Source organism: Sorangium sp. So ce448 (assembly GCF_051520915.1).
Taxonomy (GTDB): Bacteria; Myxococcota_A; Polyangia; order Polyangiales; family Polyangiaceae; genus Sorangium; species Sorangium cellulosum_B.
In genome coordinates this window covers 9,570,364-9,585,687 of record NZ_CP150343.1, presented here as the reverse complement: position 1 = coordinate 9,585,687, position 15,324 = coordinate 9,570,364, and the positions used below count along the sequence as shown (strand labels likewise).

Here is a 15,324-nt window from a genome sequence, read left to right as displayed (position 1 = left end):
TCGCGACGCCCCTGCCCGGGCGCCGCGTCAACCAAGAGGGCATCGATGGGACAGCTCCGCGATGCATCGTCACGGGCGGTGGGTTCTCGCTCGACGGCTCGCGCTGGATCGAGGGGCGGCGCGGCTACCTCTTCTCGGTCGCTATACCCACCGTGTCGGGCTGTCCAATCACCGGCTGCGGTGGATGGATGAGCGCGGCGTGTGCTTCCGGATCCGCGGAGACAAGGCCGTGACGCTCTCCGCAGAGGAGTTTCTGCGTCGATTCCTGATGCGCGTGCTGCCTCATCGCTTCGTAAAGATCCGACACTTCCCCCGGACACGTCATGAGCATCGCTGGCCTGGGCAGAAGCGACAGCACCACCTCCGTTGCGCGGCGGTCAGGCGTCGATCCGCCTTCTGCCCCGTCCACGTCGGCGGCCTGCGTGCTGCTGGGCCTCCGTCGGCGCTGCGCTCTGCCTCGGCACGTCTGCGCCCAACGTCGCGGCGGCGGGATGCACCACGCGTGCGAGCCTCGCCGCGCCCGCCTTCTGCTGTCTTCTCGGGCAGGATCTCCATAGGCCTCGCGATCGCCTCGCCCGGCCGCGAACCGGCCCGGTCCAACCCGACGTTTACGGGACTGCGCCGGGACCTCGCCGCCGCTGCTGCTCAGGTGCAGTCCCGCAAACGCCTATTCGTTGGGCCCGGGCTGGGGCCATTCCCTCCGACCGGGTGCGATCGGGGTTCACGCCCTCCAGAAATCCCGAAGAATGCGGCGGTTCGAGACGGTTGTTAGCGATCGCGAAAATGCGCGGAAAACCGGTGAAGACCTCCGCCGGGGGCGCTCAGTGCGGGGCGACCTGAGATCCGTGGAGGACCTCGAGCCGGACCAACCAGCGGCGGTCCCCGAAGTGATGTGCGACCTGTGCGACGCGTCGGCCCGGAGCGCGGGATGATGAGCGTGCTCTTCCCGATGCCGGCCGCTCCGACCCGGCGCAGCCCTGGCCCGACACCGCCTGACGCGTCAGCCAATGTGCGTGTGGAGGAACTCGACCGTGCGCTGCCACGCGAGCGCGGCGCTCTTCGGCTCGAACTTGGACGAATCGGTCGAGCGCATGAACGCATGGCCGGCGTCATAGACGTGGAGATCCATCGCGCCTCCACCGGAGCGCGCCGCCTTCTGGATCTCTTCGGCCACGGAAGGGTTCGCCCAGTCGTCCACCTTGGCGTAGTGCCCGCAGATGGGCGTCTTCACCTCGGCGAACTCCTCCGGTGCGATCCGAGGAAGACCGTAGAACGGGACCGCCGCCTCCAGGGCCGGCCGCACGTGACGTGCCGCAGCGAGGGTGAGCGCCCCACCCAGGCAGAAGCCCGCGACCGCGACCCTCCCGTTGCACCGGGGATGCGAGCGCAGGTAGCCGACCGCGTGGCCGAGCTCACCTACGGCCTTCTGGAAGTCGAAGGCGCCGATCAGCTTCGCCGCCTCCTCGTCGTTCTCGGCGAGCTTGCCGTGATAGAGGTCGGGGGCGAGCGCGAGGAAGCCCGCCTGCGCGAACTGCTGGCAGTGCGCTCGCATCACCTCGTTGAGGCCGTGCCACTCGTGGACCACGACGAGCCCCCCGACCTTGCCCGAGCCAGGCGGCTCGGAGAGGGCGCCCTTCATCTGCCCCGCGTTCCCCAGCGAAAACGTCACCATCGTCGTCATGTCGTCCTGCTCCTTTCGTCACTCACTTCTCTTCACCAGGGCACGGGGCCGCGCGCGTCGAAGAACCCGCCGGTCGGGCCGGCGTCGTCGAGGAGCGCGAGCCTCACGGACGCGCGGGCGCCTTCCTCGACGGTCTGCGTGCCGCGGTGGCCATTCAGGTCGGTCGCGGTGTAACCGGGGTCCGCGGCGTTGACCTTGATGCCCGTCGGGGCGAGCTCCTTCGCATACTGCACCGTCACCATGTTGAGCGCCGCCTTGGAGGCGGGGTACGCGATGGCGTTGAACGACGCGTACTCCCACGCTGGGTCGCCGTGGTTCGCGAGCCCGCCGAGCCCGCTCGACACCATGACGATGCGCGCCGCGGGCGACGCTCGTCGGAGCAGCGGGAGCATCGCATTCGTCACGGCGATGGCAGCGAAGACGTTGACCTCGAACACGCGGCGCACCTCGTCGAGTCGCGTCGCGCTCGGCGTGGAGCGGCCGAGGAGGATGCCCGCGTTGTTCACGAGGACATCCAGCCGCGCGAGGTCGCGCTCGATCGTGCGAGCCGCTTCGGCGACGCTCGCTGCGTCCGTCACGTCGAGCGCGATGAAGCGCGCGTCGATGCCTTCTCGGCGCAGCGCCGCAGCGGCTCGCGCGCCGCGCTCCTCGTCGCGTGCTCCGACGAGCACCGTCATGCCCGCGCGGCCGAGCTGGCGGGCGGTCTCGAGGCCGATCCCCTTGTTCGCGCCCGTGACGAGCGCTGTTCGCTGGACGTTCATGCCCTCCATCTACGACCGAGCGTCCAGAGGAGATTGGACGATCTTGGCTCGACGCGCGTGCTTGGGGAGCAGGGAGCAGCCCGCGAACCCCCTGGCGCCGAGGAGGGCCGCGCTGTATCGTCCTCGGTGTGGATCTCTCGGCGGCGCAGCGCGGGCGGAGCCGGATCTCATTCTCACGCCCGGCTGCGCTCCCCGGCCTCACCGTCGGGCAGTTCCGGAGCGACGGGCCCCTGTTCACCTGCGTGACGGACCGCTACGCCACCGCGCTCCACTTCAGTGGCCGCTCCGAGTGGTCGCTTCGAGGCGCGCGCTGGTCGAGCGGCCCGGGCACGATCGACGTGAAGGTCCCCGGAGAGGTCTTCGCAGAGCACGCCCGCCAAGGCCAGCGGCGGTTTCAAGTCGTGATCTTCGACGCGCGCATGGTCGACGAGGCGCGCGCGGCGCTGGACTCTCCCGCGTCGCCTCCGACGGAGAACGCGCTCTGCGCGCAGGACCCGCGCGCTGCACCGTTGGCGGCGTTGCATCGCTCGCTGCTTCGCGGCGACGCGACGCCTCTCGAGCTCGCGGGTGTGTCGTCCGAGGCGCTCGCCGCCCTGTGCGAGCTCACCACCATGCGCCGAGATTCGCCCCGTCCGCGCAGCGCGTGGGCTCGCGCGGTGACACGCGCGCGCGAGCTCCTCGATGCGCGGTTCACCGAATCGATCGCGCTCGACGAGCTCGCCGCCCACGCGCGACTCGACAAGTTCCGCCTCTGTCGTGCCTTCCGCGAGGAGGTCGGGCTTCCCCCGCACGCGTACGTGACCTACCGGCGCGTCGGCCTCGCAGGGGCGCTGCTCGCCCGGGGAGTCCCTCAGGCGGAGGTCGCTGCGCGCGTGGGGCTCTACGACCAGAGCCAGCTCCACCGGCATTTCAAGCGCATCGCCGGGGTGACGCCGGGGGCCTACGCCCGAGCCGCCCGCTGACTCTCTCTCCTCGACGCGCCTCGCCTACGCCTGCCGGATCAGCCTGTCGATCTCCGGCGGGATGCAGCCGTAGCCTTCGGCGGCGGCGAGCAAGGCGGCGTTGTGAGGTGTTGCCGCGCACTCTCGTTGATGCCGATGATGCGCTTGTCGAGCCAGCTCTTTGATGGTCGGGCGGCCGGCCCACCGCAGCGCACCATCGCCGCTCGCTCGTGGGTAGCCTGATCGCTTACCGGCATTCGTACTCGGAGCTTCCGGCGAGCGCGGTCGATTGGTACTTCTTGCTCGACCCGGGGGGCAAACAGCTCGGCGTCGTTGGTGACGGGCCCGAAAGCGTGGATCGCTTTCTGGAGAAGGCTTGCGGGCTCGGTCGAGCGCCGGAAGAGCTCAAGGTCGCCCGACACGCCGCCAGTCGCGCGGCGTCATCCCGAACGCCGCCTTGAAGGCGCGCCCGAAGTGCGACACGTCGTGGAAGCCCCAGGCGAAGGCGATATCGGCGATGCCGCGCGCTCGCAGCGCCGAATCGACGAGGGCGTCGCGGCATCGCGAGAGCCGCCGCGACAGGACCCAGCGCATGAACGTCTCGCCGCTCTCGGCGAACAACCCGTGAAGGTAGCGCGTCGACATGCCGCAGCGCGCGGCCACGGTCGCCGGGCTCAGCGACGGGTCGGCGAGGTTGCGCTCCACGTACCGCTTCAGCGCGTGGCGCCGGGCTTCACGCACGGACGCGCCATCGGAGCTCGCGCCGGCCTCCGGCGCGTTGCACGCGAGCGCAAGCAGCTCGATGAGGATGTCGGAGGCCGACCCCGTGACAGGCTCGGGCAGGACGTTCTGCGCGAAGGCGCGCATGTAGCTCGACACCAGCGCTCCGACCCCTTGTCGGCCCCTGACAACATTGCCGACCGCCCGGTCGATGCCCGTCAGCCTCGGTCTCAAGAGGTCGTAGGGGACGGACACGACGATCCGGTCGTAGTCGGTCTCGAACGACAGCTCGCCGGGACGAGTGCCATCGAGCAGCTCGATGTCGCCCGGCTCCGCCTGGCGGACCTCGCGCCCCTGGCGCAGCGTGCATACCCCGGCGAGCTGCATCGCGACGAAGAAGCACTCGCGCGACGCGCGCGCGATCTCGGGCTCCCCGCGGAAGACCCCCTGCGCCGACGAATGAAGCCGGGTGACCCACAGCGACCCGGCCCCGCGCGCCTCGAGCATGCCGAAGAACGGACCACGCCCGCGCTGCTCGGTGCGCAGCCCCAGGAACACCCGGCCCGCCATCTCCTGCCAGTACTCCGCGCGCTCCTTCTCCGGAACGGCGTCTGTAGTGAAAGAAGCGAACATGCGCCTCGACGTTACCACGCGGACAGCCCCACGGCTGCACTCCGAGTCGAATCGTTGTGCGCTGTCGTCCGAGCCGGCCTCCCAGCCCCGTCCTAGGGTTCCAGGGGTCGTGACGGAGCAGCAGGCGAGCCCGGATCCCCGCTCCGGGCGCGACCCGCCGGCGGCCGCTCCGACCCACTGGATCTACCCCCATGCTCCTCGGCCGGCAGCCGGAGAGCCGTGATGAGCCACCGTCCCGATGAGGAGGACTCGATGGTATCTTCTTCTTGTTCGAACTCTGCCCCCTCGGCTCCGACCCCCCCACGCCGGGATCCCCGAGCGCCGACGAGCGCGTATCGTCCCCCGTTGATCGCTCTCCTCGTCGTCATCGCCGGCTCGGCGCCGGTCGTGGCGTGCACGAGCGGGCCCTATGCCGATTTCGACCCTGCCGACACGGCGCACGCGCTCGATGTCGGCACGGAGGGGAGGAGCTCTTCGGATGTCGATACGCCCGCCATGACGCCCTATGAAGAGGTGATCGTGCTCGGGGACGGCTCGATTTCGGGGTCCCGCAAGGGCTCCGCGCCGCAACCATGGCTCGCGTGCCCCCCGGGGCGGCACCCGGTCGAGTACTACTTCAACGCCAGCGCGCCCAGCTACGGGCTCGGATATGACAACGCGGTGACGTGCCGCGACACGACGGGGCTGAGCTTCAGCTCGTGCGAGCCCTGCCCGCCTCCGTACACAGCGGTCAGCGTGACCCCGCAGGCCGGTCCCCTGATGCCTTGTCACCCGCTCGCTCCAGGCACCCTCTGGAGCGGCGTCATGCCCTCGCAGTACCAGTGCCATATCGGCGCCAGCTTCGGCGCTTCGCCCTGGGAAAGGCGGCTGGGGCCGCGGGAGACGTTCTACACGACCTTGACCTGGCGCGGCGGCGGGGCCACGAACATCCGCGTGGTCGCGCGACCGCCCAATCGACCGGAGATCGAGCTCTCCACGGACCACGACGGCTCGCTCAGCTATGGCCCCATCGCCGGGGGCGAGTCCCATGGAATCCAGCTCTGGGGCGACGGGATGCTCCTCTACAACTACGGTGTCGTCGGCCGGGGCCCCACCGCGACGATCACGGCGACACCCGACCGCGTGGTCGCGCCCGCCAGCACGACCAACCTGGTCTGGTCGACGTCGGACGTCAGCTCTGCCCGTCTGGTGCGCCGGATCGACGGCGGCGCGCCGCAGATCATCGACACGCGCGTCGCCGGTCAGCGTGTCGAGACCATCTCGCCTGGCCATCGGTATCTCTATACCGTCGTGGTTGGCGCCACCGCCACGAGCCCGACCCTCAGCGAGGTCACGGTGATCGGCGAGAACCCGCCGCTCGCGCCGACGCCCCAGGGAGGGCTCTGGGACGACCTCAGCCGTCCGAACAACGGTCTCGATGTTCGCTTCCTGGGCAACAGCGCTGGCGTGGTCATGACGTGGTACACTTTCGATCTGGGCGGCGCGCCGATCTGGTACCAGGGCATCCTGTCTCAGGGCCCGAGCGCCTGGACCGGCGAGCTGTATCGCACGCGCTGGACCGGCACCGGGATCACCGCGACCGTGGTCGGCGCTGCGAGCCTGGAGCTCACGTCCTCGGATCGCGGTGAGCTGGTCTGGCAGCTCGACGGCAGCTCGGGGCGCGACAGCGTGGCGTGGATCTGGGGTGCTGGCGGCTCACCAGAGCTCGGCGGGCTCTGGTACGATGCCACCGAGTCCGGCTGGGGGCTCGGCCTGCTCTCGCAAGGGAGCACCCACGTCGGCTACCTCCAGGCCTACGCCGGGAGCGCGCCGACCTGGGTCTTCGGCGCCAGCAACGGCAGCGGCTCTCACTTCGAGTTTCCGCTCGCCGGAGTGACCGGCGTCAATGCGTGCCCCGGGTGCACCGGCCCCGTGTCGATCTCGACCTGGGACGCTGGGACCATGACGATCGACGCCCCGCTGGCCTGGCAGGGGACCGCGACGGCGACCATCGATGCAACCCTCGCCGGCGATGTCTGGCAAAGGACCAGCCGGACCATCACGCGGATCACGCCCTGAGAGATCGCCGCGCCGCGGGGCGTCAGTCCTTGTCGTCCGGCTGCGCCACATTGTCCGGCACGCCCAGGGCGACCGGGCCCATCCCCTTGCTCTTGAACTGGTTGTGCCAGAGGCTCTTGCCGGTGAGCGAGAAACACTCCACCTCGCCCTGCTTGGCGACGAAGAGCCGGTCTCCCTCCAGGAGGAGCGTGGCGCGGCCCTGCGTGGCCGCCTTCACCTCCCAGAGCAGCTCGCCCGTCGGGTAATGCAGACAGGCGACGTGGCTGAAGCTCGCCGCGTAGATCGCCGCAGGCGTGATCAGGAGCGCCGTGGAAGAGAAACCGACCCCGGCCTGCTTGTACTCCCAGAGCACGCGCCCGGTGGCCGGGTCGACGCCGAAGATCTGATCCCGGAACGCCGCCACCAGCACCGGCGCCGCCGCGATTGTTCGGTATTCGCTCATACGTCCCCTCGCTTCCTGATTGCGTCCAGCGAGCTATCAGCGGGGGGGCGGCGCGGCAAGCCGGCCGGGTGAAGGGCCCGCGCCGGACAGCGCCGTTGCCCGTGGGGGACACGTGGCACGTGCGCGTCCCGAGCCGCATCGGCGATGCCGTGAGCCTTCCGGACGCCGAGCCGCAGACGCTCCTGCTCGTGACGCGTACCGACCTCGTTCATGTCACCCAGGCATCCCCGTGGCCCGCGCTCGACCTGGCCATCCAGCGCGGCGGCGTCACCTCGCAGTCGACAACCGCGCACTCGTGCCCACATCAGGATCGCCCTCGCGGCCGTGTGCGGGGGCGGCGCGGTGATGCGCCGAAACTCGCGGCCTCAACCGGCGTAGTAGAAGCCGAACGACGCCACGGGCCGGCGCGTCCGAGGGCGCGAGGGGGGAGCGCTGATCATCCCCCCTCCGCGGCGACATCATCTCCAAAGGAAGCCTGTCATGAAGAACCTTCTCGTGTGCCTCCCTTTGATCACTCTCTTCTCCGCCGGCTGCGCGCTCGACTCGAGCAGCGTTCCCGAGGAGTCGGTCGACGAGCCGATCGACGTCGCGAGCGCGCCAATCCAGGGGGGCGAAAGGGGGCTCTCCGAGATGTTTGGTGGATGCGCGGCGGCGTGACCTCGCCCTGGCGCCCGCGGCGTTGCAGGCGGCCCCGGCTCAGGAGGGGCACGGTGCGATTGGGGATGGAACGCGCACAGCCGACGGGCTACCTCGGGGGTTACCACACCAACCCATGGAGCCCGATCGGCCGTGCGCGCCACCACTTTGCTCAACAATGTCCTCGGAATCAAGTTCACTCGCGTCACTGGCGCGCAATTCACGGCGGACGGGCTGGTCTGCGACGTCGAGCCGACCACGGAGATCCCTCGCTGCGGAGGGTGCGGTCACCAGGTGAGGAAGGTGTACGACCAGCGGAAACCGCGTCGCTGGCGTCACCTCGACCTCGCTGGCATGTCGCTGGAGCTCCAGTACTCGCCGCGGCGGCTGTGTTGCTCGCGGTGCGGAGTGACCACCGAGATGGTGCCTTGGGCCGACCCGATGAGCTGGTTCACGCACGCTTTCGAGGAGACGGTCGGGTACCTGGCGCAGATGGCCTCGAAGACCGTCGTTTCGGCGATGATGCGCGTCGCGTGGGCGACGGTCGGCGCGATCATCGGTCGCGTGGTCGAGCGACGGCTGCCCCACGACATCCTCGACGGGCTCACGCACATCGGCGTCGACGAGCTCTCCTACAGGAAACACCACAAGTACGTGACCATCGTGGTCGACCACGTCACCGGGCGCGTGGTCTGGGCGCGAGAGGGGAAGAACGCCGACACGCTCCGGACCTTCTTCCAAGAGCTCGGCTCGGAGCGGTGCGCGCTCCTCCAGGCGGTCACCATCGACATGTCGAACGCGTACATCTCGGCGGTCTCGGAGTCGGCGACGAACACGCAGATCATCTTCGACCGCTTTCATGTCCAGCGGCTGGTTCATGACGCGCTCGACGAAGTACGCCGTGCAGAGGTGAGAACGATCGAAGATCCAGAAGAGCGCAGCGCGCTGAAGCACACCCGATTCGCGCTGCAGAAAAACCCTTGGAACCTGACTGGAATCGAGCGAGCGAAGCTGACCGAACTGCCGAAGGCGAATGCGACGCTCTACCGCGCCTATTTGCTCAAGGAGTCGTTCGCTGCCATTCTCGATCGGCGTCAACCGAATGTCGCACTGGCGAAGCTCGAAGAGTGGATATCGTGGGCGACGCGCTCGGGCCTCAAGCCCTTCGCCAAAGCGGCGCGAACAATTGGTCGCCATCTCGATGGCATCGTCGCCTACGTCGCAAGCGGGCTGTCGAACGCACGCTCGGAAGGCACCAATGGCAAGGTGCGCACCATTACGCGACGGTCGTACGGCCTTCACGGCGCCTCCTCCCTCATCGCGCTGATTCACCTCTGCTGTTCAGGTCTCGCACTGCAACCGGTTCACACCTGGCCACGCATCCACCAAACCTAAAGGAGAGCCCGAAAGGGACTACGGCGATCCTGCAATCGTGAGAGTCTTACCAGTCAGCTGCACGGGGACGCTGATCGCGCCCCGGTGGGTGCTCACCGCGAAGCACTGCCTGGGTGGCGCGTCGACCGTGCTGACGAACGGCACCATCTCGACCGCTGTCGCCGAGACCTTCCCGCATCCCAGCGCGGGGGTGGACCAAGCGCTCCTCTATCTCGCCGATCCTGTATTGTCCGTCATGCCCCTCCCGTACAATACGTCCACGCAGCCCGCCGTCGGAACGCGCTGCAAGGTCGCCGGATACGGGATCCACAACAACCCAGACGGCACGATTGCTGGGGGCGCGAAGTATTGGGGGTATGTGGACGTTACGCTTTCTGCTCCCAGCGGTTATATGGAAGCAACGTTCGGCACCGCGATCCCCGACAAGGGCGATTCCGGAGGCCCGCTCATTTGCACGAACGCCGCCTTCCCGCAGGGCAGCGTGACCGCCGTGGTCACGGGCCACAACGACGGCGACTGGCCGGCACACCGCGTCGAAGGCTTCTCAGCGGTCGCGGCGACGTGGATTCGCGACACGGTGGATAACCACGCACCGGTGCCGATCCACAAGGGAACGACCTTCAGCCCCGAGACCAACGGCGTCTGGCAGCTGGTCGACTACGATCACGATGGCATCCCTGACCTGACGTACATCAAGACCAGCAACACGACCAGCGGCAGAGTCGAGGTGTTCGTCGCGTCCGGGGCGTCGGGCTACCAGAGCCGCACCCTCGCGACCGCGACCACCTTCGGCGCCGAGACCAGCGGCGTCTGGCAGCTGGTCGACTACGATCACGATGGCATCCCTGACCTGACGTACATCAAGACCAGCAACACGACCAGCGGCAGAGTCGAGGTGTTCGTCGCGTCCGGGGCATCGGGCTACCAGAGCCGCACCCTCGCGACCGCGACCACCTTCGGCGCCGAGACCAACGGCGTCTGGCAGCTGGTCGACTACGATCACGATGGCATCCCCGACCTGACGTACATCAAGACCAGCAACACGACCAGCGGCAGAGTCGAGGTGTTCGTCGCGTCCGGGGCGTCGGGCTACCAGAGCCGCACCCTCGCGACCGCGACCACCTTCGGCGCCGAGACCAACGGCGTCTGGCAGCTGGTCGACTACGATCACGATGGCATCCCCGACCTGACGTACATCAAGACCAGCAACACGACCACCGGCAGAGTCGAGGTGTTCGTCGCGACCGGGACGTCGGGCTACCAGACCCGTGTCCTCTCGACCCCGACCCCCTTCAGGCCCGAGGCCGACGGTGTGTGGCAGCTCGTCGATTACGATCAGGATGGCACCTTCGACCTCGCCTTCATCAAGACCAGCAACACGGGGAGCGGTACGGTCGAGGTCCACGTCGCCCCTGTGGAGTAGCTGCGCGGCGCGGATCGGAAAAGCAAACGTCGGGTGGATGTCAAGCAATTCGGAACCCCCAGGCGGAACCGGGCCAGTTGACATCACCGTCCTTCTGCGATGGGGTCCGCTCCGCCTTGAAGTCTTCGTGGATCCGATGGGTTAGCCCGAGGCGAGTCGGCTTCGGGAGCTCGGTTTCCAGAGCTGAGTAAACATCCCCCGGCAGAGCCGGGGGCTTTCGGAGTGGGGGCCCCTCAAAGGGGCCGGGAAGCGGACCAAAGGGCGGCACGCGACGCTTTCTTCTCTGGCGCCTCAGGCCGTGGTCGCTCCTGCCCATCGAAGGCCCACCAGGTCCTGCCACCCCAAAGCATCGCTTGCCGCGCCGCCTGTCGGGCACGGTCTCGCAAGCGCAACCAGACGGATGCAGCCAGGATGTCGCCCAAGGACGAATTTGCGGTGGCGAACCGGGGCGATCCGTGGGATGCGCCGGCATTTCGGGGGGGCGTGACGACGGATCGCAGCCCCTCGGAACGCGTGGGCCCAACCCGGGCCCAACCGGCGAGCTCGGGATCCGGGGAGCTCGCCCTGCTCGACCCATCGCCTCGCGCCGTCGTGCTCGCAGCGCTCGCCAACGCCCTCAGCTCCGCCGTCGCCCTCGGGGACCACGTTGCGGCTCGAGTCGTTCACGAGGCGATCGGTCGGCTGCTCGGCCTGGCGCCAGCACCAGAGGGACGAGCAAGGTCGCGCCGACGGTAGCAGGTCGCATTGAGGAGGTGCCCGGATAACACAGCTGCGGAGCTCCCCACAGGCCAAGCCATGTCGGCGCGGTCCGCTAAGGTGCGTTCAGCTGCGGCCGTCCGCGCGGCGAGAGGGGCGCCGGAACGATGCCACCCGCTGCTAGCAGGCTGACAGCTGCAACGTGAGTTAGACCGCAGACCGTTTACCATATGCGTGCAGCTCCTTAGTCATCTGGAAGCTGAATGCGCCACAGAAGCACAGGCTGGCGCACGGGCGACGTCGTGCAGCTCCAGGCGAGGCCGTCATCAACGGCGACCTGCCCACGGCGAGGCCGAGCGGGATCACGCTCGCGACGTCGGTGGCGCACGGGCCATGTCGTGCAGCTCCAGGCGCACGCCTCAGCGCGCCGTTAAGGGCGACCTGTCCACGGCGAGGCCGAGCGGGATCGCGCTCGCGGCGTCGGTGGCACACGGGCGATGTCGTGCAGCGCCAGGTGCGGCCGCCATTAAGGGCGGCCTGCCCACGACGAAACCGCCGGCCGGGCTCGCGGCGACGGTGGCGCACGGGCGATGTCGCGCAGCGCCAGGTGCGGCCGTCACCAAGGGCGGTCTGCCCACGGCGAGATCGAGCCGGATGGCGTTCGCGCCGTCGGTGGCGCACGGGCGATGTCGTGCAGCGCCAGGTGCGGCCGCCATTAAGGGCGGCCTGCCCACGACGAAACCGCCGGCCGGGCTCGCGGCGACGGTGGCGCACGGGCGATGTCGTGCAGCTCCAGGAGCGCGGCTGTCAGCGCGCCGTCAACGGCGACCTGCCGACGGTCACGAGGCGGATCGCGCCTGCAGCGACGGTGGCGCACGGGCGACGTCGTGCAACTCCAGCTGCGGCCGTCATCAACGGTGGCCTGCTCCGGCGAAACCGCCGGCCGGGTCCGCGGGCTACGGTGGCGCACGGGCGATCTCGTGCGGCTCAGGCGCGCGGCGTCAGCGCGCGTCGCCGCTGCCTACCCGCGCCACCATGAGGCGCTGCGCTCGCGCGCGATGCTGGCGCACGGGCGACGTCGTGCAGCACCAGCCGCGCGCCCGTGGGCGGGCAGCCGGTGCAAGGGCGTTGACAAGGACTCGCGCGTCGTTGGCAGATGCGCAATGGTGCACGCTCTGGACGGTACAACCCACGTCCATTGTGATGCTCTCGCCTAGATTCCGTTTGACGCCCAATCCTGTAGTTGCCACGTTGTCCGTTTGTTGCGGAAGGGGGGAGGAAGACGATGCGGACGACATACCGGCGAATCCTATCAGTGGCAATATTCGTGCTCGTCCTCGGTGTCGTTCCGCCGCAGGCAGAGGCATCCGAATTGAGCGCCGGCGTTAGCTTCGGATGGATCCAAGCTGGCACCGCTCCGCGGCTCGCAATAGGCCCGCACGCGGGGATTTCGTGGCATATCAAGAAAGACATTCTGTTCAAGGTCCACGACCTGTGCAGCGTCGTGCCACCTATCCAGATAGGCGGGGCCGGCGTTTACAATCACACCTCCGTCGCCGTCGGATACGCATGGAAGGATGGCGATTTTAGCGCCGGGCCATCGCTTGCGATCTACTTCATGCCGGCCTGCGGCGACACCTTATGTGGGCGCGTTGCCGGGACGGCGGTAGGCGGACATGCGCAAGCCAACGCGTACATTGCTGGACCGCTGGGCGTGTCGGCGATCGCTACTGTCGATTGGGTCGGTGGCAGCAGCCTTGTACTTCCAGGCCATGTGTCAGCAGTCGTTGTCGCCGGCCCCGTACTTCGATGGCTCGCCAAGTAAGTCCCCGATGGAGCCACGCTCGGCTGTTGCCACCACCAAAAAAATCGAAGTTTGCAGTTGGAGCACCGAATGATCTCAAAGAGAATTCTTGCGATGTTTCTAGTCGTCATCGGCTGTGCGTTAGCGGCGTGCAACTGGACGGTCGGAGACTGCTATCCTCGCGAGGAGTGGGAAAGGGGTGCAGGCGCGAGCGCTCCAATCGGACCGCCCGAACCCATCTTCACGTCCAGCGCAGCGGGTGACTTCAGGGCTGCGCCGCCAGGAGAACCGCAAGGTGCCGGAGAGCGTGAGATCCAGTGTAATAGGACGGAGAGCTCAGAGGAGAGCTCAGAAGAGAGCCCGAAGGGCAGCTCGGAGAGTTCGACAGACAGCACATGCTCAGGGCCCGGCGACACCGCAGGGGACGGACAGACATTTATATTCTGTAGCGATGCGTGTGGCTCAAAATGCCCAACATCCGGAGTAAACGGCTTTTCTCCAACAATATTTAATTTTGTCACTAAAATCGAAGATGACGGAACCCAAACTCCGGGAGGTTGGCAGGAAGCCGCCGTGGATTTTAAGATAAAGCGATGGGTCGATGTTTATCCTGAATTTTGGTCATGCAAGATGACGATTGGTGTACCCTTGCGAAATGAAGCTCAGGGGAAGATTTCGGCGGAGTTGGCTGCTGCCATAAGTGCCAAAGTGTCGTCCACGGCATCTCGCAAGATAATGAGATCCGACATCCACATGCCACAGGGGATCTTTTGCTTCAAATTCACTGAAGAGATGAAGGTTAGAATGCCAGAGGCTGTGAAGGGTGCCAGGGTTACAAAGCCATGAAGCACTCGAACGAAGAGTTGGTCGAGGCGGCATATTGCTATTACCCACGTGGGGTCTCGCGTGAGGACTCGCGCTACAAGCGGACAGAGGAATATGGACGGCTGGTGGATGCCCGTCGTCGAGCCGGAGCCGAACATGGCCGTTGGCAAGGTATGCTAGATCGGATCCATGATAAGTTTCCGGAGCGTTCCCTGATTGACCGTTCTATTCATCTTCCCACGGGAAACTACGACGCCTGCTACGCCGGTCACCTCTCTATCGGAGCAAGCGCTCCAGGGGAGTACGGTCATGTGATAGGGTTCATGGTGAGTCTATTGGTTTCCTGCTATGTCGTTTACAGCCTACGGACCGTTGACGATCTCGAAGAAATCGAGAGGAACAAGGTGCTTAATGCGACGCCGTCTCGCCACGTAAGCGTCTTCGTTCATGACACGCATTACGTCCTGCCTGCCTGGATGGGCAAGCTGGTCAGGCTGGTCAAGCCCAACCTTGTTGAGCCACCACTTCCGCTAGAAGCTAGACGACAGGATCTCAGCTTCGATCTGTCGCCGGATGAGCAGCCGTGCGCCACTTGGATCGCGCAGGAAATTGAACGCACCTGGGGATACGAGCGCATGCCGCCACTCGTCGGAAAGCTCATCATACCGGACGTAGCAACCGACAGCCGCCTCTTGGGAGAGGCCACGCTCTACGATTGTCTGTTCTCAGATAGCTGGTAGGAACACCGTCGAAGCGATCGGCGTGGCGCTCTCAAGATCTCAAGTGGAGTCACTCTCCACATTGATGGTTGGCGTGTTGATAGTTTGAAAGGTGTCCGAGTCTGGATCGACGCAGCGCGCAGCGTGGGGGCTGTTCGTCGACTGAGCGGTTGACGCAGAGCGGTCAGCCCTGCGAACGTTCGACAGAGGCGACGGCAGGTTCCGGCGAGCCGAGGTAGTCACGCGCAGACATGGTCGGCGCAGGGAGCGCAGCGACGATCGGGGACAGCGAGGCGATGGGCGAGGGGGCGGGCAGCGCAGCGACGTTCGGCGCGGGGCGGAGCGCTGGCAATTCCTGGGCTCCATGCGCCGCTGATATCTGCGATGGATCGCGCCATGTGGTCCTGATCTGCCTGTCCTTCGTTGCCTCGACTTTCGAGGAGAACGAGCGGATCAGTGCTCGCTGGATGTCTAGTGCTTCGACACTGTTCTGATGAACCGTCCATATGCTCGGATCCAGCCATTTCGATGCGGCTCCGAGCGATAGGATGGAGCAACAGGGCCGCGGTGCGGCACTAGTACAGCGTTCC

At 67.1% G+C, this 15,324-nt stretch carries 12 protein-coding genes and 1 pseudogene; 9 read left to right on the top strand and 4 right to left on the bottom strand.

All coding sequences use genetic code 11. The annotated features are described in order from the left end of the window. Positions 1–61: 61 nt before the first annotated feature. Positions 62–772, top strand: a complete 711-nt coding sequence (locus WMF45_RS36310; protein WP_437710189.1) for a transposase — start codon at positions 62–64, stop codon at positions 770–772. Between the two features lie 228 nt (positions 773–1,000). Here WMF45_RS36310 and WMF45_RS36305 read toward each other — a convergent pair whose 3' ends face one another. Together WMF45_RS36305 and WMF45_RS36300 are read right to left on the bottom strand one after the other, a co-directional pair. After that, positions 1,001–1,681, bottom strand: a complete 681-nt coding sequence (locus WMF45_RS36305) for a dienelactone hydrolase family protein (protein ID WP_437710187.1) — start codon at positions 1,679–1,681, stop codon at positions 1,001–1,003. Between the two features lie 32 nt (positions 1,682–1,713). Then, entirely contained in the window at positions 1,714–2,442 is a 729-nt protein-coding gene (locus WMF45_RS36300) for an SDR family oxidoreductase (protein ID WP_437710185.1), read from the bottom strand. A 128-nt stretch (positions 2,443–2,570) separates the two neighbouring features. Here WMF45_RS36300 and WMF45_RS36295 point away from each other — a divergent pair, with 128 nt between their 5' ends. Further along, on the top strand, positions 2,571–3,404 hold the full coding sequence (locus tag WMF45_RS36295; RefSeq protein WP_437710183.1) for a helix-turn-helix domain-containing protein: 834 nt from the start codon (positions 2,571–2,573) through the stop codon (positions 3,402–3,404). Between the two features lie 384 nt (positions 3,405–3,788). Here WMF45_RS36295 and WMF45_RS36290 read toward each other — a convergent pair whose 3' ends face one another. After that, entirely contained in the window at positions 3,789–4,736 is a 948-nt protein-coding gene (locus WMF45_RS36290; protein WP_437710181.1) for a helix-turn-helix domain-containing protein, read from the bottom strand. 345 nt (positions 4,737–5,081) lie between these two features. On the opposite strand from WMF45_RS36290, the gene WMF45_RS36285 reads away from it, so the two are divergent. Next, a complete protein-coding gene (locus WMF45_RS36285) occupies positions 5,082–6,794 on the top strand; it encodes a hypothetical protein (protein ID WP_437710179.1) in 1,713 nt (570 codons plus the stop codon). A gap of 22 nt (positions 6,795–6,816) precedes the next feature. On the opposite strand, the gene WMF45_RS36280 is transcribed toward WMF45_RS36285, so the two are convergent. Next, on the bottom strand, positions 6,817–7,236 hold the full coding sequence (locus tag WMF45_RS36280) for an outer membrane protein assembly factor BamB family protein (RefSeq protein WP_437294447.1): 420 nt from the start codon (positions 7,234–7,236) through the stop codon (positions 6,817–6,819). Positions 7,237–7,716: 480 nt separating this feature from the next. Between WMF45_RS36280 and WMF45_RS36275 the strand changes: the two genes are divergently transcribed. From WMF45_RS36275 to WMF45_RS36250, 6 genes and pseudogenes are all read left to right on the top strand, one after another. After that, the gene (locus WMF45_RS36275) at positions 7,717–7,893 is read left to right on the top strand and encodes a hypothetical protein (protein ID WP_437710177.1); all 177 of its coding nucleotides are present in this window, start codon (positions 7,717–7,719) and stop codon (positions 7,891–7,893) included. 132 nt (positions 7,894–8,025) lie between these two features. Further along, entirely contained in the window at positions 8,026–9,267 is a 1,242-nt protein-coding gene (locus WMF45_RS36270; protein WP_437710175.1) for an ISL3 family transposase, read from the top strand. A 13-nt stretch (positions 9,268–9,280) separates the two neighbouring features. Next, positions 9,281–10,690 (top strand): annotated as a pseudogene (locus tag WMF45_RS36265) (trypsin-like serine protease); the annotation flags it as partial. A gap of 1,981 nt (positions 10,691–12,671) precedes the next feature. Further along, positions 12,672–13,211 carry a hypothetical protein gene (locus WMF45_RS36260; RefSeq protein WP_437710173.1) on the top strand — a complete coding sequence of 180 codons (540 nt, stop codon included), beginning with the start codon at positions 12,672–12,674 and terminating at the stop codon, positions 13,209–13,211. Between the two features lie 69 nt (positions 13,212–13,280). Further along, positions 13,281–14,036, top strand: coding sequence for a hypothetical protein (locus WMF45_RS36255; RefSeq protein WP_437710171.1), 756 nt, complete (start codon positions 13,281–13,283; stop codon positions 14,034–14,036). Then, positions 14,033–14,755 (top strand): hypothetical protein, encoded by a 723-nt coding sequence (locus tag WMF45_RS36250; protein ID WP_437710169.1) that lies wholly within the window; start codon positions 14,033–14,035, stop codon positions 14,753–14,755. Before WMF45_RS36255 ends, WMF45_RS36250 begins: the two co-directional genes overlap by 4 nt. Positions 14,756–15,324: the final 569 nt, after the last annotated feature.

Coding starts and splice junctions, on each gene's coding strand:
- WMF45_RS36310 (WP_437710189.1), top strand. CDS start 62: ATGCATCGTCACGGGCGGTGGGTTCTCGCTCGACGGCTCGCGCTGGAT.
- WMF45_RS36305 (WP_437710187.1), bottom strand. CDS start 1,681: ATGACGACGATGGTGACGTTTTCGCTGGGGAACGCGGGGCAGATGAAG.
- WMF45_RS36300 (WP_437710185.1), bottom strand. CDS start 2,442: ATGAACGTCCAGCGAACAGCGCTCGTCACGGGCGCGAACAAGGGGATC.
- WMF45_RS36290 (WP_437710181.1), bottom strand. CDS start 4,736: ATGTTCGCTTCTTTCACTACAGACGCCGTTCCGGAGAAGGAGCGCGCG.
- WMF45_RS36280 (WP_437294447.1), bottom strand. CDS start 7,236: ATGAGCGAATACCGAACAATCGCGGCGGCGCCGGTGCTGGTGGCGGCG.
- WMF45_RS36275 (WP_437710177.1), top strand. CDS start 7,717: ATGAAGAACCTTCTCGTGTGCCTCCCTTTGATCACTCTCTTCTCCGCC.
- WMF45_RS36260 (WP_437710173.1), top strand. CDS start 12,672: ATGCGGACGACATACCGGCGAATCCTATCAGTGGCAATATTCGTGCTC.
- WMF45_RS36255 (WP_437710171.1), top strand. CDS start 13,281: ATGATCTCAAAGAGAATTCTTGCGATGTTTCTAGTCGTCATCGGCTGT.
- WMF45_RS36250 (WP_437710169.1), top strand. CDS start 14,033: ATGAAGCACTCGAACGAAGAGTTGGTCGAGGCGGCATATTGCTATTAC.